Below are 21,133 nucleotides of genomic sequence, written 5' to 3' on the forward strand. Positions count from 1 at the left end.
GGTGACCGAGGTCGCCGTTGAACCCCGCATGATCGATCTGGTGCTGCATAGCCTTGACGACGCCAAGGCCGAGCAGACCGTTGCTATCGACATCACCGGCAAGTCGTCGCTCACCGACCATATGGTGGTGACGTCGGGCCGCTCGAACCGCCATGTCGGCGCCGTTGCCGACCAGCTGGTGAAAGCGCTCCGCGAAGGTGGCTTTGGCAAGCCGCGGATCGAGGGACTGCCGCACGCCGACTGGGTGCTGGTCGATGCCGGTGACGTCATCGTCCATATCTTCCGGCCCGAAGTGCGCGAGTTCTACAACATCGAGAAGATGTGGGCGGTCGATTTCGCCGCCGACGGTCGCTAGTCCGTCGGCGTCCTCGCCTTGCGCATCGCGATTGCCGCCATCGGCCGGATGAAGCAGGGCCCCGAGCGTGAACTCGTCGCGCGCTATCTCGATCGCGCCAAGGCATCGGGAAAGCCTCTCGCGCTGACCGGTTTCGACGTGCTCGAATTCGCTGAATCCCGCGCCACCACCAGCGACGGCCGCAAAGCCGACGAGGCCGCAACTCTCCGCGCCGCCCTCCCAGAAGGGATCCGCATCGCCCTCGACGAGCACGGCAGGACCATGCCGTCGCCGGCCTTTGCGCAGCAGCTTGCCCGCTGGCGCGACGACGGCCGCACAGCGGTCAGCTTCATCATCGGCGGCGCTGACGGTCTCGATCCCGCCTTCGTGCGCGAAGCCGACCTGACGCTGAGCTTCTCCCCCCTCACCTGGCCGCACCAGCTGGTCCGCATCATGCTGGCCGAGCAGCTCTATCGGACCACCACGATATTGTCGGGCCACCCGTACCACCGGGAGTGAGCCCCACATCGAGGCTGTGGCCCCGGACCACGACATTCGTCGCCATTCAAAAGACAAACCCCCGGACTATCGGCCTCTGCGCTATGGTCGCGTGATCATGATTCGGGTGGACGTGGAAGTTTGATGCCGGCAAAGGGCTGGTCGAGACGTGCAATCGCCGGAGGCGCCGTTCTGGCGCTGGCGCTTGCCACCGCCGCGCTCGCCCAACAGGCGACGCCGGAAGCGCCCACTACCGCGCCCGATGCAGCTCCCGCCGCCGCAACACCGGCCGCCCCCGACGCTACGCCGCAGGGGGCTACGCCATCCACCACCGACCTCAACCTCCGCCCTTCCGTCGATAGTGTCGAGCCGCTGGCCCCGCCAGTCGATCCGGCAATGGCCGAGCAGCAGAAGGCGCTCACCGAGATCGAGGCCTCGATCTCGGTCACCAAGGAGCGGGCCGACGCGCTGAAAAAAGAGATCGCCGACATGCAGGGCGATCGCAATAAGCAGAATGCCGCCCTGATCGCCGCCGCCGAACGGGTGAAGCGGGCCGAAACCGACATTGCGGCGCTCGAGGACAAGCTCGGCGACCTGATCGTCCAGGAACTCGAAGTCCGTGGCCGGCTCGATGGCGCCGACAACAACATCTCCAACGTGCTGGCGGCGCTCGAGCGCATCTCCCGCAACCCGCCTCCGGCGCTGATCGTCAACCCGTCCGACGCGCTGGGTTCCGCCCGCTCGGCGATCCTCATCTCTGCCATCCTGCCCGAGCTGCAGAAGAAGGCCGACACCGTGATGGCCGACCTGACCAAGCTCGGCCAGATCAAGGCCGATGCCCTCGAACAGCAGGGCAAGCTCGAAGCCAACCTCGAAATCCTCGAGGAAGAGCAGCTGCGGATCGGCACGCTGATTGCCGCCCGCAAGGAAAACGAAAACCGCGCCACCACGGCGCTCGCCGCCGAAGAGGCCGAGGCCCAGGCCCTGGCTGACAAGGCAACCTCGCTCAAGCAGCTGATCGACGACCTGCAGAAGCGCGCCGCTGCCGTCGCTACCGCTGCCGAGGCCACCGCTACCGCCAATGCCGGCGGCAGCACGCCGACGCTCGACCAGGACACGGTCCGCCTCGCTCTCGCCAACACCAACCGGACCGAGCCGGCGGTGCCGTTCGCCCAGGCCAAGGGCTTCCTCACAATGCCCTCGAGCGGCGTCACGGTGATCGATTATGGCGCCGGCGACGGCTTCGGCGGCATTTCGCGCGGCCTCTCCGTGGTCACTCGCGCCGACGCCCAGGTGGTCTCACCCGCCGATGGCTGGGTGCTGTTCCAGGGCGACTACCTCAATTATGGCCAAATCGTCATCCTCAATGCAGGACAGGACTACACCATCCTTTTGGCCGGACTGGACAAGGTCGATGTGCAGATCGGCCAGTTCGTGATGATGGGAGAACCCGTCGGCTCTATGGGATCACAGACAATTGGCCGTACCGTCGCGACCAGTGCTGGTGTCTCCCGCCCGACCCTCTATATTGAAATGCGAAAGAACAATGAACCCGTCGACCCCACGGGATGGTGGTCGGTGGCTTCGGTTCCAACCCAGAGTGGATAGAATTTGATGCGTTTGACGCCCCTCCGCATAGTCGCTTCGATGGCTGCCGTGTTCACGCTCGGGCTCGCCTGTGCTCCACTGATTGCGCAGGACCAGACGCCGCCGGCAGCCGACGCAGCCGTTCCCGCCAGTGCGCCGCGCACCTCCGACGAGGTTTACTCCGATCTCGACCTGTTCGGCGAAGTGTTCGACCGCATCCGCGCCGAATATGTCGAAGCGCCCGATGAGCGAAAGCTCATCCACGCGGCGCTCCAGGGCATGCTCACCTCGCTCGACCCGCATTCGGGCTACATGGAGCCGGTCGAGTATTCCGACGTGCAGGAAGACACTACCGGCCAGTTCGGCGGTCTCGGCATCGAAGTGCAGATGGAAGACGGGGTCATCAAGGTGGTCTCGCCCATCGATGACACTCCCGCGGCCAAGGCCGGCATCCTCGCCAACGACTTCATCGTCGAGCTCGACGGCACCCAGGTCCAGGGCCTGACGCTCGACCAGGCAGTCGAGAAGATGCGCGGCCAGGTTGGTTCGAAGATCACCGTCACGGTGGTCCGCGAAGGCGTCACCGAGCCCCTGAAGTTCGAGCTCACCCGCGACATCATCGCCACCCGCGCCGCCCGCATGACCATGGAAGGCGATGTCGGCGTCATCCGCCTCGCCCGCTTCTCCGAGCAGGCCTTCGTCGGCATCCAGAAGGCCGTCGACGACATCTACAAGGCGCGTGACGGCAAGCCCCCCAAGGGCATCATCCTCGATTTGCGCAACAACCCGGGCGGCCTCGTCGACCAGGCCGTGTTCGTCTCCGATGCCTTCCTGCCGCAGGGCGCCGTGGTGCTGACCCGTGGCCGCATCGACAGCGAAAGCTCGCGCTACGACGCCAAGCCCGACGCGCTCGACAAGAAGCTCGCCGATGTGCCGATGGTGGTGCTGATCAATGGCGGCTCGGCCTCGGCGGCCGAGATCGTTGCCGGCGCGCTGCAGGACCACAAGCGGGCGACCCTGGTGGGCACCCGCTCGTTCGGCAAGGGTTCGGTGCAGTCTATCATCCCACTTGGTGCCGATGGTGCGATGCGCCTGACCACGGCCCGCTACTACACCCCGAACAATCGCTCGATCCAGGCCTCCGGCATCCAGCCCGACATCCTGATCACCCAGGACGTCCCCGAGGAGTTCAAGGGCCGCGACGAGATCATCGGCGAAGCGGCGCTGCCTGGCGAAATCGGCGGTGGCACCGAGGAGAAGGCAACCGTCGGCTCCTCCGTCTATGTCCCTGCCGAAAAGGACAAGGACAACCAGCTGCAGTACGCCATCAAGCTGATCGACGGCCTCGAGACCAACGCCGCCTTCCCGCCCAAGTCCGCCGGCTGACAGCAAACTCCGCAACAGGGTTAACGCTTCCTTACCCTTTGCCCGACACACAATGAGCCTGACCCGGGGCGGCCCGATTCGCCGCCCCGTTCGATTCCCGTGATCTGGGATGAAGGCCCCGACCATATGAGCGACCTCAGCGCGCCCCTCGTTCGCCGCAAGGCCAGGCAAGCCAAGGCCGCCCAGGCCGCCACCGGCGGTGCGCTGCTCCGGCGCCACATCCCCGTCACCCGCATCGCCATCGGCCTCGTCGCGCTGATCGGCCTTGGCGTCACCGCCCGCATCATGCTGGTCGACGACCCTGATGGCGGCCGCCCGAGCGCCACCGTCGATATCGCCGGCGCCACCCCTTCCAACAGTGTCGCCGGCGCCGTCGCCGGCCCGAGCGAAGTGACCATCACCGCCGACCCCGAGATGTTCCCGGCCGAAACCGTCACCGCGCCGGCCGATCCCGCCGAGATGGCGATCGCCGATCCCGCCACGACCGATCCGGAGCTGCTCGAGGACACCGAGTTCGGCCCCATCCCCCGTGTCTCCGGCACGGGTATTCGGCCGTTCGACGCCTACTCGCGTCCATCCGACACACCGGCCACCTCAGGCGGCAAGCCGCAGATCGCCATCGTCGTCTCCGGCCTCGGTCTCAACCTCGACGGTACGCTCGACGCCATCGCCAAGCTGCCCGAAGACGTGACGCTGGCCTTCGCCCCCTATGGCAAGACCCTCGAACGCACGGTCGGCGAAGCCCGTGCCGACGGTCACGAGATCTTCCTCGAAGTGCCGCTCGAGCCTTTCGATTACCCCGAGAACGATCCGGGCCCGGATACCCTGCTCACCGGGCAGGCGCCGCGCGACAACCTCACCAAGCTGTTCAAGGTAATGAGCAGCTTCTCCGGCTATGTCGGGCTGATCAACAACATGGGCGCCCGCTTTACCGCCTCCGGCGCCGATTTCGGCCCGATGATGGAAGAGCTCGGCGCCCGCGGCCTCGGTTATCTCGACGACGGCTCCTCCAACCGCTCACTTGCCCCGCAACTGGCGCGCGCCAACCGCGTGCCGTTCAACCGCGTCGACGCCATGATCGACGCCAATCCCGCCCGCGGCCCCATTCTCGCCGCCCTCACCGCGCTAGAAAAGCAGGCGCGCGACAACGGCTCCGCCATCGGCATCGTCTCGGCCTTGCCGGTCTCCGTCGAAGCCGTTACCGAGTGGGCCGCCGGCCTCGCCGAGCGCGGTTTCGAGATCGTGCCGGCCAGCGCCCTGATGGGAGACAAGTAATGCCCAAGCGCGAAGAGCTACCCTATCGCGACTGCGTCGGCACTGCCGTGTTCAACGCCGAAGGCTTGGTTTTCGTTGGCCGCCGCATGCCCGCCGGCAACCCGGAGGTCACATCCGAGGCCGATTCTCCTTGGCAGATGCCGCAGGGCGGCATCGACAAGGGCGAAAAGCCTGTAGACACCGCCTATCGCGAACTGTTCGAGGAAACCTCGATCCGTTCGGTCGAGCTGATCGCCGAAGCCCCCGAGTGGATCTATTACGATCTCCCCGACGAGGCGCTCGGCATCGCGCTCAAGGGTAAGTACCGCGGCCAGCGCCAGCGCTGGTTCGCCTTCCGCTTCACCGGCAAGGACAGCGACATCGACGTCCTCAACCCCGGTGGCGGCGCGCATCCCGCCGAGTTCGACAAGTGGCGCTGGGAAAAGCTCGAAACGCTCCCCGACCTGATCGTCCCGTTCAAGCGCGAGGCGTATCTCAAGATCGTCGAAGCGTTCAAGGACGTGCCAGCGGGGATCAGGGGCTAGCTGAGGCAGACGGCCACCCTTGCCTCCCCCGCCAATCCGCGCCATCTGTGGATCATGAAAACCATCGGCCTCATCGGCGGCATGAGCTGGGAATCCACGGCTCACTACTACGCCATCCTCAACCGCGAGACGGCGGCCCGGCTCGGCGGCCTCCACTCCGCCCCCGTCATCGTCCACTCGGTCGATTTCGCCCCCATCGAGGCGATGCAGCGGGCCGGTAACTGGGACGGCGCGGGCGCCATCCTCGCCAGCATCGGGAAATCGCTTGAAGCGCAGGGCGCCGGCGTCATCGGCCTCGCCACCAACACCATGCACATCTGCGCCCCGCAGATCGTCGCGGCGCTCACCGTGCCCTTCGTCCACATTTCGGCCCCCACCGCGGATGCGCTCATCGCCGACGGTATCGAGAAGGTCGGGCTGCTCGGCACCCGCTTCACCATGGAAAAGCGCTTCTACATTGAAGGACTGGAGGCACGCGGGCTCGAGGTGCTGGTGCCCGATGTCGGCATCACCAACCTCAACGGCATCATCTACGAGGAGCTCTGCCTCGGCATCGTCCGCGACGAGTCGCGCCGCACCTATGTCGACGCCATCACCCGCCTGCAGGGCCGCGGCGCCGAAGCGGTGATCCTCGGCTGCACTGAGATCTGCATGCTGATCGACGACAGCGTCAGCCCGCTCCCGACCTATGACACGACGGATTTGCACGCCAAGGCGTTGGTGGCTGCGGCTTTGGGCTGAGACCGGGCACCACAGCGCCACAACCTCGATCCTCATCCCGGCGAAAGCCGGGACCCAATGCGCGGGCCGATCAGCGCACGCTAGCAGTGCCGATCCTTCAGCGAAAGACCGGCACGATCTCCGTCAGACCCACCAACTGAGCGGTGGGACCCGGCTTTCGCCGGGATGACGGCGGTGGGTGGGATAGGTCACACCGACCCGGACTCGGATCAAGCCGCCCGCCGCATCCCGCCGGTCTGCTCCACCACCTGGAACACCTCGACGATCCGATCCAGCTCGCTGGCCTGCGCCTCGGTCTGTTCGATCGCCGCGTTGGTCTCCTCGACCAGCGCTGCGTTGTGCTGGGTCATCTCATCCATCGTCCGCACGGCGGTGTTGACCTCGTCGATCGCCGAGGCCTGCTCGTGGCTGTCGCGCGCGATCTTCTCCATCAGCTGATTGGACGAGCGCGCCGCTACGAGGATCGCCCCGAGCTTTTCCGCCGCCTCGGCCACCAGGCGCGAGCCGGCCTTCACCTCGCTGCCCGATTGCTCGATCAGCGCCTTTACCTCGCTCGAGGCGCCCGCCGCCGATTGCGCCAGCCGCCGCACTTCCACCGCAACCACGGCAAAGCCCTTGCCGGCATCCCCCGCCCGTGCCGCTTCCACCGACGCGTTCAACGCCAACAGGTTGGTCTGGAACGCGATATCGTCGATCATGCCGATGATGTTGGAGATCTTGCCCGACGAGGTGGTGATCCGCTCCATCGCCGTGTTGGCATCCTGCATCACCACGCCGCCCTGCTCTGCCGCCAGCGTCACCCGCCCCGCCGCCTGGCTCGCCTGTTGCGCGTTCTGGGAATTGGCGCTCACCGTCGCCGCCAGCTGCTCCATCGCCGCCGACGTCTCCTCGATGGTCGCCGCCTGCCGGGTCGTGCGCTCGCTCAGATCATTGGCCCCCGACAGGATCTCGCCCGTCGCCGTCTTCAGCGACCGCGACGTGCCCTTCAACTGGCCGACGATCTCGGTGAGCCGCTCGGCCACCGCATTGGTATCGTCCTTCAGCCGCGCGAAAGCCCCGCCATACTCGCCGTTCACCCGCTGCGTCAGGTCAGTCTGCGCCAGTGCCGACAGCACCTCGCCGGTCTCGCCCAACCCGCGATCCACCGTCTCGACCAGCTGGTTGACGCTGCCAGCCAGCGTGTTGAGCTCCGCATCCGGGAACTCGGCCGCCACGCGCCTGGTGAAATCGCCGTCGATCGCCGCATCGACCACATCGCCGAACGCCTGCTGCAGCTCGGCCATCATCTTCACCCGCGCCTCCTGGTCGCGGACGATGCGCACCGCCTCGGCTTCGGTCATCTGGCTGACCTTCAGCGCATTCTCCTTGAAGATCTCAACCGCCTTGGCCATGGCGCCCAGCTCGTCGCCACGCCCGACACCCGCGACCTCAGTGTCGAGCTTGCCTTCGGCCAGCCGCTCCATGGTCTGGGTCAGCAGGGTGATCGGCCGGGTGATTGTCCGCGCGAACACGAAGCCCGCCGCCGCGACCAGCAGCAGCAGCCCCGCCGCCACCTCCAGCATCATGTTCCGCATCTCGGCGATCGGCGCGAACACCTCGTTCTCGTCCATCGCCGCCGCCAGTGCCCAGTCGAGCCCCGGCGCCTCGACCGGCGCCGCCGCGACGAGGAACGTGCCGCCGCGATAACCCTTGAGTTCGCCCGACGACGCGGTGCCGCCGAGGGCCGCAGTAATGGCTGGACTGTCGATTGTCGCCGTCAAAACGTCGCTCTCCGCCGTGAAGGCAGAATCGGACCGCACGAACCCATCCGCCCCGACGATCAGCGTCTCTCCGCTGGCCCCGAGCCCGGTGCGGTTGTCAATGACTGGGGCAAGCCGGCTGGCCGGCAGCTGAAAGGCCACCGCGCCGATCTTGCGGCCCTGCGCGTTGAACACCGGCTTGGCGAAGAACGCCATCGCCTCGGCCGCGCCGGGATAGCTGGCGAAATCTGCGAATGCCGTCTCCGTCGGCGACTCGATTTCCAGCGCCTTGCGGGCGGCATCGCCGAGGCCCGTCGTGGCATAGGGCCCGTCGACGAAGCTCGTCGCGAAATCGTCCTGCTTGGCGGTCGAATAGACCAACAGCCCCTTGGTATCGAAGAGATAAAGGTCACCATAGCCGGCCGCGAGGATCTGCTCGCGGAAATGCGGCTGCACCTTGGTGTGCGGGGTTGCGTAGGTCAGCGTCGTCTGGGGCGTGTCGAGCAGCAGCCGCTTGTCGGCCGCGTTCGGATTATCGGACACGTAGACCTTCTTCAGCGCACCCGCCGGATCAGGATCCTTGATCTGCAGCCACGCGCCAGCGAAATCCCTCAACGCCTGGATCGTCGCATCGGCGCTCGCCGTGGCGACCAGATCGGCCTCGACCGACTTCATGTAAGCGCCAAGCTGGTTGGCGCGCTCGAAAGCCAGCGTCGAGAGGTTCTGTCGCGCCTGCGTGCCCAGCGCGCTCGAGCCGATCAGATAGCTCGCCGAGCCAACCCCAGCGCCCACCAACAGAGCCGAGGCCAGCAGCACCAGCGGCAGCTTCCGCGAGATCGTGAATGCCTTCATCTTTTCCCCGAGGTCTTCTGTCCTGACCGCCAGGCGGCCCGCGCCTTCTGCTGCGCGAGCCATACCTTAGGGATCCGAATTTAAGGGCGCGTTAAACATGCAACGGCCGGCCTCAGGCCGCCCGCCGCATCCCCCGACTGGCGTCCGCCACGTTGAACACCTCGACGATCCGATCGAGCTCCGACGCCTGCGCTTCGGTCTGTTCGATCGCCGCATTGGTCTGTTCGACCAGCGCCGCGTTGTGCTGGGTCATTTCATCCATCGTCCTGACGGCGGTGTTCACCTCTTCGATCGCCGAGGCCTGCTCGTGGCTGTCGCGCGCGATCTTTTCCATCAGCTGGTTCGACGAGCGCGCCGCCCCGAGGATGGCTTCGAGCTTGTCCGCTGCCTCGGCCACCAGCCGCGACCCGGTGCTGACCTCGGTCCCCGACTGCTCGATCAGCGCCTTCACTTCGGACGAGGCGCCGGCCGCCGACTGGGCCAGCCGCCGCACCTCCACCGCCACCACCGCGAAGCCCTTGCCGGCGTCGCCGGCCCGCGCCGCTTCGACGGAAGCGTTGAGGGCCAGGAGGTTCGTCTGGAACGCAATGTCGTCGATCATACCGATGATGTTGGAAATCTTGCCCGACGACGAGGTGATCCGCTCCATCGCAGCGTTCGCCTGCTGCATCACGCCGCCGCCCTGCTCGGCCGCCAGCGTCACCCGTCCCGCCGCCTCGCTGGCCTGCTGGGCGTTCTGCGCATTGGCGGTGACAGTCGACGCCAGCTGTTCCATCGCCGCCGACGTCTCCTCGATCGTCGCCGCCTGCTTGGTGGTGCGCTCGCTGAGGTCGTTGGCGCCCGAGAGGATTTCGCCCGTAGCCGTCTTCAGCCCGCGCGACGTCCCCTTCAGCTGCCCGACGATCTCGGTGAGCCGCTCGGCCACCGCATTGGTATCATCCTTCAGACGAGCGAAGGCGCCGCCGTACTGCCCGTTGACCCGCTGCGTCAGGTCGGTCTGTGCCAGCGCCGATAGCACTTCGCCGGTCTCGCTCAGCCCGCGATCCACCGTCTCGACCAGTTGGTTGACGCTCCCTGCCAAGGCGTTGAGCTCGGCATCGGGGAACTCCGCGGCGACCCGCCTCGAGAAATCGCCGTCGATCGCAGCATCCACCACGTCGCCGAACGCACCCTGGAGCTCCGCCATCATCTGCACGCGCGCCTCCTGGTCGCGGACGATGCGCACCGCCTCGGCCTCAGTCATCTCGGCGACCTTCATGCCATTCTGGCGGAACACCTCGACAGCGCGAGCGAGCGTACCCACTTCGTCGACACGCGCCGTCTCCGGCACCGTGACCGAGTAGTTGCCCTCCGCCATGGTCTTGACCGTCCGGCCCATTGCGCCGAGCGGCCCGCCGACCAGCATGCGGAGCAGCAGGAACAGGATCGTGCAGGCGACGATGACGCAGAGCGCCGACAGCACGAGAATGGTGTTGCGCCCTTCGGTCGCCGCCGCTTCCAGCGTCGCAATCGGCACGCTGGCGATCACCACCCAGCGGTCATCCGTGCCACCGACACTGAACGGCACCGCCGTCTGGCGCAGCGCTACGCCATCGGCGCCAGTGCTGTCCGCATCCTTGACCGCATTGTCTGCCAGTGCGCTGGCAAAGATCACGCTGACCGGGTCCGCCGGATCGAGAGTCTTGCCGATCATCGTCGCGTCCGGATGCGCAACAACGATGCCCGTCGCCGAGACGATGATGATGTGACCGGTGCCGAACGGCTTGATGTCGGTCATGCGCGTGTTGATGTCGCCCAGCGCCAGGTCGACGCCGCCGGTGCCCATATACTTGCCGCCCGATGTGATCGGCCCGCCGAACGACATGATCAGCATGTCCTTGCCGGCGACCGTGTAGGTGTAGGGCTCGATGGCGACGACGCGGTTCAGCTCCTTGGGCTTCAGGTAGTAGTCGCCGGCGCCCGGCTGGTCGTAGCCGGTCAGCGCCTCGAGGACGATCTGCCCCGACCCGCGGTTCCAGTAAGGGATGTAGCGCCCGGTCGCGTCGTGCCCCGGCTTGCCGACCGCCGCCGCATCGTTGCCGTCGAGCGCATTGGGCTCCCAGCCCGACCACGCACCGAGCAGGTTCGTGTTGTTCTCGAGGAACTGGCGGATGGTCGCATCGTAGACCGCGCGGTCCACGACCCCGGCCGCATGCATCCCTTCGAGCGCCGTGATGATCCCCTCGGCCGCCCGTTCGCCGCGCATCAGCTCGGCCTTCACCTCGCCGGCAATGCCGGTAGTCGTCTGGGCCTGCAGCTGGCGGGTCTGCGTTTCGATCGTGCCGCCGACTTGCAGCACCAGCACGGTCATGCCGATGGCGAAGACCGCCGCAAGCGCGGCGCCCCCCATCAGAGCCACTTTGAGGGACAAGGAACGAATGCGCATGCGGAACGGCTCCTGCCGAGTAGTGCTTCTACTGCATTGAACGCGGTGCGCCGTTAAGGAACGGTCAAGCACGATGGCATCTGCTGCAAAAATAGGCAGAGGAACTCGGCCCACAAAGCACAACCCCGGCCACCTGCGTGGTCGGGGTCATCATGGATCAACGAGGGCGCCGCTCCGCGACCGGCATTGTACCGATCAGAATTCGGCCCAGTCCTTGGCGATCGCGGCGTTACCATTGCTGAGATAGCTCTTGGCCGCCGCCTTCACCTTGTGCTGCAGGGCCTTGACCGAGCCACCGCGCGGCATCTCCACCGGCGCCATGGCGCCGCCGGCATCGTCGATCGAGAACACGTCGACGATCCTGTCGAGCTCGTTGGCCTGGCCCTCGGTCTGCTCGATCGCTGCATTGGTCTGTTCCACCAGCGCCGCGTTTTGCTGCGTCATCTCGTCGAGCGCCCGCACCGCCGAGCTCACCTCGTCGATGGCGCCGGCCTGCTCGCGGCTCGCCGTGGCGATGCCCTCGATCAAGGCCGAGCTTTCGCGCGCCGTCTCCAGCATTGCAACCAGCTTCTGCGCCGCCTCCGCCACCAGCTTCGAGCCACCGGCGACTTCGGCGCCCGACTGCTCGATCAGCGCCTTCACTTCGCTCGAGGCACTCGCCGCCGATTGCGCCAGCCGCCGCACTTCCACCGCCACCACGGCGAACCCCTTGCCGGCGTCGCCGGCCCGCGCCGCTTCCACCGATGCGTTCAGTGCCAACAGGTTGGTCTGGAATGCGATGTCGTCGATCATGCCGATGATGTTGGAGATCTTGCCCGACGAGGTGGTGATGCGCTCCATCGCCGCCGTCGCCTTCTCCATCACCGCGCCGCCCTCGGTCGCCGTCCTGCTGACATCCTGCGCCTTGTTCGAGGCATCGGCCGCACGCTTGGCATTCTCGGTGACGGTGGACGCCAGTTGCTCCATCGAGGCCGACGTCTCCTCGATCGTCGCCGCCTGCTTGGTGGTGCGCTCGCTGAGATCGTTAGCCCCCGAGAGGATCTCTCCCGTCGCCGTCTTCAGTGCCCGCGACGTCGTTTGCAGCGAGGTGATGATCTCGGTGATCCGCTCCAGCGAAGCGTTGAAAGCCTGCCGCAGGCCCTCGTATTGCCCGGTGAACTGGGTATCCACCCGTCCGCCCAGGTCGCCCTCGGCCATCCGCGCCAACGAGGTCTTGAGCAACTCGATGATCGCCTCGGACCGCTTTCGCTCGGTGATGTCGGAGGCGAACTTCACCACCTTCATCGGCTTGCCCGCCGCATCGAATACCGGGTTGTACGAGGCCATGATCCAGACCTCCTTACCGCCCTTGCCCAGCCGCTTGAACTCCGACGAGATGAACTCGCCGCCGCGCAGCCGCGCCCAGAACTGATCGTACTCGGCGCTCGCGCCGTAGCCCGGATCGACGAACATCCGGTGGTGCCGCCCCTGGATTTCCTCGAGCCGGTAGCCCAGCGCACCAAGGAAATTCTCGTTGGCGGTGATGACGGTGCCATCGAGCTTGAATTCGATTACCGCCTGCGCCCGGCCGATCGCCGCCACCTGCCCGGCCATGTCGGCCGCCCGGTTCTTCTGCTCGGTGATGTCGGCGGCGAACTTGATCACCCGGACCGGCTTGCCTGCCTTGTCGAGGATCGGGTTGTAAGTGGCCTGCAGCCAGATCTCCCTGCCGCCCTTGCCGAAGCGGCGATACTCGCCCGACTGGAACTGCCCGGCGCCCAGCGCCCGCCAGAACTCAGCATACTCCGCCGTCTGCGAGAACGCCGGATCGACGAACATCCGGTGATGCTTGCCCCGCACCTCTTCCAGCGAATAGCCCACCGCGCCGAGGAAGTTGCTGTTCGCCGTAACGATGGTGCCATCGAGCATGAACTCGATCACCGCCTGGCTTCGCATGATCGCGTCGACCTTGCTGCGGTAGTCCGAATGCGAACCGCCGGAAAATCCGGCGAAAATTGATTGACCCATGACTTTCTGCCCCCAAAAACCGCTTCTGCGATCGATGCGATTTCAACCGTAATCCGCTTGAAGAACCTCCAAGCCGGTGGTGCGCATTAACCCGCGGTACACCATGAGGTTTACCTATCGGGGGAGGGAGAGCAGTTATCGCTCAGATACGGGCCAATGCGTACTTTGACGGCCTGTCGGGTGATATTCCGCCGCTCGACGAAAAAGAGCGCCGGAAGGCGCTCTTTCATCGACTATCGAGGCTCATTGGGCCACTAGAACTCGTCCCAGTCCGCCTTGATCGCTGCGGTGCCCTGGGTGAGGTAGGCGCGCCGCACCGTCGCCCGGGGTACCGGCGCCGCCACGCTCGCTTCGCTCACCGTGAAGACGTCGACGATGCGGTCGAGTTCGCCCGCCTGCGATTCCGTCTGCTCGATCGCCGCATTGGTCTGTTCCACCAGCGCCGCGTTGTGCTGCGTCATCTCGTCCAGCGTCCGCACGGCAACGCTCACCTCCTCGATCGAGGAGGCCTGGGCCCGGCTTTCGCCGGCAATGCCCTGCAGCAGCTCGTAATTGGTGCGCGCGCCCTCCAGCATCACCCCGAGCTTGGCCGCCGCCTCGGCCACCAGCTTCGAACCGCCGGCGACTTCCGTCCCCGATTGTTCGATCAGCACCTTTACCTCGCTCGAGGCACTGGCGGCAGATTGCGCCAGCCGCCGCACTTCCACGGCGACAACGGCAAAGCCCTTGCCCGCATCACCCGCCCGCGCCGCTTCCACCGAGGCATTGAGGGCCAACAGGTTGGTCTGGAACGCGATATCGTCGATCAACCCGATGATGTTGGAGATCTTCGCCGACGATTGCGTGATCCGCTCCATCGCCGCCGTCGCCTCCCGCATCACCTCGCCGCCCTGCTCCGCGGTACGCGACACATCGGCGGCGTTGCTGCTCGCCGATTCCGCGCGCTTGGCATTCTCCAGCACCGTCACCGCCAGCTGCTCCATCGCCGCCGAGGTCTCCTCGATCGTCGCCGCCTGCTTGGTGGTGCGTTCCGAGAGGTCGTTGGCGCCCGACAGGATTTCGCCCGTCGCCACTTTCAGCGAGCGCGAGGTCGAGCGCAGGTTCGTCACCACCTCGGTCAGCCGGTCGCCCACCGCATTGGTGTCGTCCATCAGCTTCTTCAGCGATCCCGAATAACTGCCTTCCATGCGCCGCGTCAGGTCGGCCTGCGCCAGCGCCCCAAGCACCTGCCCGGTCTCGCCGATCGAAGAATCCACAGTTTCGATCAGCTGGTTCACGCTGTGCGCCAGCGTCCTCAGGTCCTCATCGGCAAACTCGTCACTCACCCGGCGGCTGAAGTCGCCGTCGAGGGCGGCGCCGACAGCGTCGCCGATCTCCCGGTTCAGTGCTGCAGCCGCATCGGCCCGCGCCACGCTGACCTTTGCTGTCGCAGCCGCCTCGCCTGCCAGCAGGTCGCGATTGCGCAGAGCTTCGCGGAACACCCCGAGCACCTTGCCGAGCCCGTTCACCTCGGCAACCCTATGGCTCGCGTCCACCGTCACCTCGAGATCGCCCTCGGAAAGGCGGCGGAAGCCGTCGGTCATGTTCGCCAGCGGCTTGGCGACGAAGCGCTGCGCCAGCAGCATCGTGGCAAGTGCCAGCCCGAGGATCAGCACCAGGCCGCCCCAGGTGGCGATGTCCGAGAACAGCGCATTGCGCTCCGCGGCGCGCAACTGCGCGATATTGGCCGCCTCGATCGCATCCGAGATTGCCGACATCTGGCCTTCCAAGGTCTCGAAGCTCTCATCGAACGCCGCGAGATCGGCCGTGGCGCCGGCTACGTCGAGCTTGTTGACCTTGCCGACCAGTGCGGTGGCCGCGTTGATGTACGCATCGAGCGGCGCCTTCACCTCATCGAGCGCGTTCTTGATGCTCTCGGGCAGATCCAGTGCGTTCTGCGAGTCGATCGCCTGCCGGAACGAAGCGCCGTAGCTCATCACCTCGCTGTAAGCGTCCCTGGCCATCTCAACGTCGCCGCTGACGCCGGCATAGAGTCCGCGGAACACGATGCCGCGCATGCTGTCATGCAGCATGTCGGCGGTCATATGCGCCCGCATCGACGTCATCATCGTCTCGGAGGTCTTCCCCGATTGCTTGAATTCGGCGGAGACGTAGAAGCTCGCTCCGGCCACCACGACACCGATCAGCATCAGCGTAGCCGACAGGCCGAACACCAGGGTCCTGAGCCGGACCCCGTTTGGCGGCTTTGTCGGCGCGCCGTATTCCGGCGTCGTCGTCTTCGCGCCGGCAGTACCCTTGTTCTTCATTCTGAAGTTCCGTCGGCCGACGCCACCGCCTTCTGGCGGCCCGGAAAACGCACGCGGCCGGCGCGCGTCCCGTCGTTAACGAAAGGTGCGCTCTAGCGGTTAATGCGTAGTTGAAATCCCCGGCGGGGGCTAAAATTCTGCCCAGTCGTCGGTCTTGATCGCGGTGTTGCCGCGGCTGAGATAGGTCTTCGCCGCCGCCTTCACGCGCTGCTCCAGCGCCTTGACGCCGCGGGCCGGCTGCAGTTCCACCACTGGCGCCACCGCCTCGGCCTGGGCGTCCACGGTGAACACCGCAACGATCCGGTCGAGCTCGCTGGCCTGCGCCTCGGTCTGCTCGATCGCGGCGTTCGTTTCTTCGACAAGCGCCGCGTTGTGCTGGGTCATCTCGTCCATCTGGCGGACCGCGGTATTGACCTCCTCGATCGCCGAGGCCTGCTCCCGGCTGTCCTGCGCAATACCCTCGAGCAGTTCGCGATTGCCGCGCACCGCCACCAGCATCTGCTCGAGCTTGGCCGCTGCCTCGGCCACGAGCCGCGAGCCGCCCTGCACCTCGTTGGCCGATTGCTCGATCAGCGCCTTCACCTCGCTCGAGGCGCTGGCCGCCGACTGCGCCAGCCGACGCACTTCCACCGCCACGACTGCGAAGCCCTTGCCCGCATCACCGGCCCGCGCCGCTTCCACCGAAGCGTTAAGCGCCAGCAGGTTGGTCTGAAACGCGATGTCGTCGATCAGCCCGATGATGTTCGAGATCTTCGCCGAACTCTCGGTGATCCGCCCCATCGCCGCATTGGCGCTCAGCATCACCGCCCCGCCGGCTTCCGCCGTCGTCGTCACCTGCCCGGCATTCTCCGACGCTCCGGCTGCGCGCTGCGCATTGGCCAGCACTGTGGTCGCGAGTTGCTCCATCGCCGCCGAGGTTTCCTCGATCGTCGCCGCCTGCTTGGTGGTGCGCTCGCTGAGGTCGTTGGCGCCCGACAGTATCTCACCGGTCGCGGTCTTCAGGTCGAACGAGGTCTTTTTCAGCTGCGTCACGATATCGGTCAGCTTCTCCGCCACCGTGTTGGTGTTGTGCTTCAGCCGCGCGAACTCGCCTTCGTAATTGCCGTCCATGCGCCGGGTCAGGTCGGCGTCAGCGAGCGCTTCGAGCACGTCACCCGCTTCATTGAGACCGCTCGCGACGGTGTCCATCAGCCCATTGAAGTTCTTGGCGATGCGTTCGATGTCGGCATCGGCGAAGTGCGCGTCGATGCGGTGCTTCAGGTCGCCCTTTAGCGTCGCCGCCACCACCCCGTCAAAGGCGTTCTGGAAGCTCATCATCATCGCGGCGCGCTCGGCCGCCTTCTCATGCCGCGTCCGCTCGTCCTCGTTCAATTCGGCAACGCGGATGCCGTTCTCCTTGAACACCTGCACCGCGGCCGCCATCTGGCCGATTTCGTTCTTCTCGCCGGCATAGGGCACGTCTACGCTGAGGTCACCGCCGGCCAGCCGTGCCATCGTCTCGGTAACCCGCGTCAGCGGCCGCGACACATAGCGCGTGCCGACATAGATCGCTGCGCCCACACCGGCGAGTAGCCCGAGGATCGTTGCGCCAGCCACCACCGGCAGGATCAGCGCCTCGAAGCTGCCGATATCGGCCTTGATCGCGTCGAACTGCGCCTGGTCATTCTCCACCACGGCGTCAATCTCGCCCTGGTAGGCCTTGCGGTTGGCGCGGTTGGCGTCGTTGTTGCCCTGCGCGTTGGCCTGCGCCGGATCGATCGTCGCAAGGCGCGCGGTTTCGGCACGGAACTGGCGGAACTCCGCCGTGCGGGCCACCACCTGGTCGAACGCCGCCCGGTCGGCCGCCGGCACCAGCGGCTGCCACTCGGCGAGGTGCGCGTCGATCTTGTCGAGCGACTTCAGCAGCCCCTCGGCGAACGGCGCCGCCTTCTCGACGTTGGGCGATGCATAGATGCCGCGCGCGTCCATCACCACGGCCGTCACCAGCCGATTGAGATGCTCGCCGTTGAACGCCCGCTGCGACGCCGCCTCGAGCTGCTGCGTGCGCTCGGTGAACGACGTCGTCACGAACAGGGCGAGCCCGCCGATGACTGAAACAACCAGGCCCATGACGGCGACGATAAGGAAAAGGCGGGTCCGGATCTTCATTCTGCTGCGCTCGCTCTGATTCTGGAGTGGACGACGACGGGGCACGACTGAGCGCGTTCGGAATCGCTTCCGCTGAACGGCTTAGGACTGGTGATCAATTGGGCGCGGCTCCACTACTAGCCGTGGCTGTCCTGGCCCCGGCGCGGTTAGTCTTGCTGCATTCCCGATGCCGACAATTACGCAGTTTGCCTTAAGGGTTGGTGAATAGATTCCGAACGCGCATTTAGGACAGGGGAAGTCATATTTGGAGGGCGCCCCCTCCTCGGAGGTGTCGTCGCGGCCGCCCGCAAAGCAAAACGGGCGCCCCTGAGGACGCCCGTTTGAATTCGGTATCTGCCGTCCGCTCAGTGCGCGGTGCTGGTCCCGACCGAGGCGTCGAGCAGGAGGTTCCGCCAGCCATCGATTTCTGCCTGCAGCCGCATCTCGTCCTCGGCGGTGGTCGCAGCCTGCTGGGCGGTGAGCCCGGCGGCGATCAGCCCTTCGATCTTGGCGCGGTCGAATTCGGCGATATCCTGCGCTTCTTCGGCGAGAATGGTCAGCCCTTCCGGCGAGACGTCCGCGAAGCCGCCGCGCACGTAGTAGACGTGGCTGATCCCGTCATTGCGGACCACCGTCACGAAGCCCGGCTTCAGCGTCGTCATCAGCGGCGCGTGGTCGCCCAGCACGGTGAAATAGCCGTCGGCGCCCGGCACGGTCACCGACTTCACGGTCTCCGAGAGCAGCAGCCGCTCGGGCGAGACGATTTCGAGTTTGGTGCCTTCGGCCATGGTCCTGCCTTTGCGATGATCAGGGTCCGCCCGAAGGCGAACCCGAGTGCGTCAGTGAAGCTTAGGCTGCGGCAGCCAGCTTCTGGGCCTTCTTGACCGCGTCCTCGATGGTGCCGACCATGTAGAAGGCGGCTTCCGGGAGGTGGTCGTACTGGCCATCGACGAGGCCCTTGAAGCCCTTGATGGTGTCTTCGAGCGCCACGAAGATGCCCGGCGTACCGGTGAACGCCTCGGCCACGAAGAACGGCTGGCTCATGAAGCGCTCGATCTTGCGGGCGCGCGCCACGGTCAGCTTGTCCTCTTCGGAAAGCTCGTCCATGCCCAGGATCGCGATGATGTCCTGCAGCGACTTGTAGCGCTGGAGGATTTCCTGCACGCGGCGGGCGACGTTGTAGTGCTCCTCGCCGACGATGTTGGCCGAGAGCATGCGCGAGTTGGAGTCGAGCGGATCCACGGCCGGGTAGATGCCCTTTTCGGAGATCGCGCGGTTCAGCACGGTCTGCGCGTCAAGGTGCGCGAACGAGGTCGCCGGCGCCGGGTCGGTCAAGTCGTCGGCCGGCACGTAAATCGCCTGCACCGAAGTGATCGAGCCCTTGTTGGTCGTGGTGATGCGTTCCTGCAGCGCGCCCATGTCGGTGGCGAGCGTCGGCTGATAACCCACGGCGGAAGGAATACGGCCGAGCAGAGCCGACATTTCCGAGCCTGCCTGGGTGAAGCGGAAGATGTTGTCGATGAAGAACAGCACGTCCTGGCCCTGGTCGCGGAAGTGCTCGGCGACGGTCAGGCCCGAAAGCGCGACGCGGGCACGGGCGCCCGGCGGCTCGTTCATCTGGCCGAACACCAGGGCGCACTTCGAACCGGCGGTCGAGCCGTTGTTCTCGTGCGGGTCCTTGTTCACGCCGGACTCGATCATTTCGTGGTAGAGGTCATTGCCCTCGCGGGTACGCTCACCCACGCCGGCGAACACCGAATAACCACCGTGCGCCTTGGCGACGTTGTTGATCAGTTCCTGGATCAGCACCGTCTTGCCCACGCCGGCGCCGCCGAACAGGCCGATCTTGCCGCCGCGTGCGTACGGGGCCAAAAGGTCCACCACCTTGATGCCGGTGACGAGGATCTGCGCTTCCGAAGCCTGCTCGACGAAGCTCGGCGCTTCCTGGTGGATGGCGCGACGGGCCTTGGTGACCACCGGGCCGGCTTCGTCCACCGGCTCGCCGATGACGTTCATGATGCGGCCCAGCGTCTCGTCGCCCACCGGCACCGAGATCGGCTCGCCGGTATCGGCCACGGGCGCGCCGCGAACCAGACCTTCGGTCGTGTCCATCGCGATGGTGCGCACGGCGTTTTCGCCGAGGTGCTGCGCAACTTCGAGCACCAGCCGGCTGCCGTTATTGTCGACTTCCAGCGCGTTCAGGATCGCCGGCAGGTGACCCTCGAAGGTCACGTCCACCACGGCGCCGATCACCTGCGAGACTTTGCCCACCGGCTTGCCGGAGGTCGAGACCACGGTGGTCGAAGCGGCCTTGCGGGCCGGGGCTTTCTTGGCGGCGGGAGCCTTGTCGGTCGCCGGGGCTTTTGCTGCAGTCGCTGCGCGGGCCATGATTTACCTCGTTCCTGCTAGAGCGCTTCCGCGCCCGAAATGATTTCGATGAGTTCTTTGGTGATCTGGGCCTGGCGCTGCCGGTTGTAGACCAGTGTCAGCCGCTTGATCATGTCGCCGGCATTGCGCGTCGCGTTGTCCATGGCGCTCATCTGCGCCCCAAAGAACGATGCGTTGTTTTCGAGCAGCGCCCGGAAGATCTGCACCGAGATGTTGCGCGGCAGCAGGTCCTCGAGGATCGCTTCCTCGTCCGGCTCGTACTCGTAGCTCAGCGTCTCGGCGGCACCCTCGGCCGGAGCCTCGAACTTCGCCGGGATCAGCTGGTGCGCAGTCGGGATCTGCGCGATCACCGACTTGAAGCGCGCGTAGAACAGCGTCGCCACGTCGAACTCGCCCGCCGCATACATGGCGAGGACCTTCTCGCCGACCGTCGCAGCGTTGGCATAGCCGAGCGTCCGCACTTCGCGGAACGAGACCGCCTCGACGATCTTGTCGCCGAGCGTCCGCTTCAGGATGTCGTTGCCCTTGCGGCCGACGGTGAGGATCTTCACCGTCTTGCCTTCACCGAGCAGCTTCTGCGCCGTTTCACGCGCCAGGCGCGCAATCGACGAGTTGAAACCACCGGCCAGACCACGCTCGCCCGTCGCCACGACCAGCAGGTGCACCTGGTCCTTGCCGGTCCCGGCGAGCAGCGCCGGAGCGTCCTCGCGGCCGGCATAGGCTGCGCCGAGCGCCGCCAGCACGTTCCCCATGCGCTCGGCATAGGGACGCGCCGCCTCGGCTGCTTCCTGTGCGCGGCGAAGCTTCGCCGCTGCCACCATCTGCATGGCCTTGGTGATCTTCTGGGTCGACTTGACCGAGGCGATCCGGTTCTTGAGGTCCTTTAGCGAAGCCATCGGGCCACTTTACTCCCCATGCGCGACCGGAACGGTCGCGCGCCAGTA

General features: G+C 66.1%; 15 protein-coding genes. 7 read left to right on the forward strand and 8 right to left on the reverse strand.

Translation table 11 applies throughout. The features are described 5' to 3' along the window. Window positions 1-28: 28 nt before the first annotated feature. The 7 genes from rsfS (at window position 29) to AC1DWU_RS01535 (ending at window position 6,345) form a co-directional block, all read left to right on the forward strand. The gene (gene rsfS / locus AC1DWU_RS01505; RefSeq protein WP_477148502.1) at window positions 29-355 is read left to right on the forward strand and encodes a ribosome silencing factor; all 327 of its coding nucleotides are present in this window, start codon (window positions 29-31) and stop codon (window positions 353-355) included. A gap of 18 nt (window positions 356-373) precedes the next feature. Further along, complete coding sequence (gene rlmH / locus AC1DWU_RS01510; RefSeq protein ID WP_477148184.1) at window positions 374-853, forward strand: 23S rRNA (pseudouridine(1915)-N(3))-methyltransferase RlmH; 480 nt, start codon at window positions 374-376, stop codon at window positions 851-853. A gap of 123 nt (window positions 854-976) precedes the next feature. Further along, entirely contained in the window at window positions 977-2,440 is a 1,464-nt protein-coding gene (locus tag AC1DWU_RS01515) for a murein hydrolase activator EnvC family protein (protein ID WP_477148185.1), read from the forward strand. Between the two features lie 6 nt (window positions 2,441-2,446). Continuing rightward, window positions 2,447-3,805, forward strand: coding sequence for a S41 family peptidase (locus AC1DWU_RS01520; RefSeq protein ID WP_477148186.1), 1,359 nt, complete (start codon window positions 2,447-2,449; stop codon window positions 3,803-3,805). 126 nt (window positions 3,806-3,931) lie between these two features. Continuing rightward, entirely contained in the window at window positions 3,932-5,080 is a 1,149-nt protein-coding gene (locus AC1DWU_RS01525; RefSeq protein ID WP_477148187.1) for a divergent polysaccharide deacetylase family protein, read from the forward strand. Then, entirely contained in the window at window positions 5,080-5,604 is a 525-nt protein-coding gene (locus AC1DWU_RS01530; protein WP_477148188.1) for an RNA pyrophosphohydrolase, read from the forward strand. The genes AC1DWU_RS01525 and AC1DWU_RS01530 overlap by 1 nt, the downstream gene beginning before the upstream one ends. Before the next feature lie 54 nt (window positions 5,605-5,658). Further along, window positions 5,659-6,345 carry an aspartate/glutamate racemase family protein gene (locus AC1DWU_RS01535; protein ID WP_477148189.1) on the forward strand — a complete coding sequence of 229 codons (687 nt, stop codon included), beginning with the start codon at window positions 5,659-5,661 and terminating at the stop codon, window positions 6,343-6,345. Window positions 6,346-6,554: 209 nt separating this feature from the next. On the opposite strand, the gene AC1DWU_RS01540 is transcribed toward AC1DWU_RS01535, so the two are convergent. From AC1DWU_RS01540 to AC1DWU_RS01575, 8 genes are all read right to left on the reverse strand, one after another. Beyond that, window positions 6,555-8,936, reverse strand: coding sequence for a methyl-accepting chemotaxis protein (locus tag AC1DWU_RS01540; protein WP_477148190.1), 2,382 nt, complete (start codon window positions 8,934-8,936; stop codon window positions 6,555-6,557). 112 nt (window positions 8,937-9,048) lie between these two features. Beyond that, window positions 9,049-11,361 (reverse strand): methyl-accepting chemotaxis protein, encoded by a 2,313-nt coding sequence (locus AC1DWU_RS01545; RefSeq protein WP_477148191.1) that lies wholly within the window; start codon window positions 11,359-11,361, stop codon window positions 9,049-9,051. Between the two features lie 195 nt (window positions 11,362-11,556). Next, a complete protein-coding gene (locus AC1DWU_RS01550; protein ID WP_477148192.1) occupies window positions 11,557-13,368 on the reverse strand; it encodes a methyl-accepting chemotaxis protein in 1,812 nt (603 codons plus the stop codon). Window positions 13,369-13,622: 254 nt separating this feature from the next. Next, complete coding sequence (locus tag AC1DWU_RS01555; protein ID WP_477148193.1) at window positions 13,623-15,674, reverse strand: methyl-accepting chemotaxis protein; 2,052 nt, start codon at window positions 15,672-15,674, stop codon at window positions 13,623-13,625. A 129-nt stretch (window positions 15,675-15,803) separates the two neighbouring features. After that, on the reverse strand, window positions 15,804-17,822 hold the full coding sequence (locus tag AC1DWU_RS01560; RefSeq protein WP_477148194.1) for a methyl-accepting chemotaxis protein: 2,019 nt from the start codon (window positions 17,820-17,822) through the stop codon (window positions 15,804-15,806). Between the two features lie 344 nt (window positions 17,823-18,166). Further along, window positions 18,167-18,589, reverse strand: a complete 423-nt coding sequence (locus AC1DWU_RS01565; RefSeq protein ID WP_477148195.1) for a F0F1 ATP synthase subunit epsilon — start codon at window positions 18,587-18,589, stop codon at window positions 18,167-18,169. A gap of 61 nt (window positions 18,590-18,650) precedes the next feature. Further along, window positions 18,651-20,189 (reverse strand): F0F1 ATP synthase subunit beta, encoded by a 1,539-nt coding sequence (gene atpD / locus AC1DWU_RS01570; protein ID WP_477148196.1) that lies wholly within the window; start codon window positions 20,187-20,189, stop codon window positions 18,651-18,653. Window positions 20,190-20,206: 17 nt separating this feature from the next. Then, window positions 20,207-21,085 (reverse strand): F0F1 ATP synthase subunit gamma, encoded by an 879-nt coding sequence (locus AC1DWU_RS01575; protein ID WP_477148197.1) that lies wholly within the window; start codon window positions 21,083-21,085, stop codon window positions 20,207-20,209. Window positions 21,086-21,133 lie beyond the last annotated feature (48 nt).

Source organism: Devosia sp. P2_G7 (assembly GCF_056403495.1).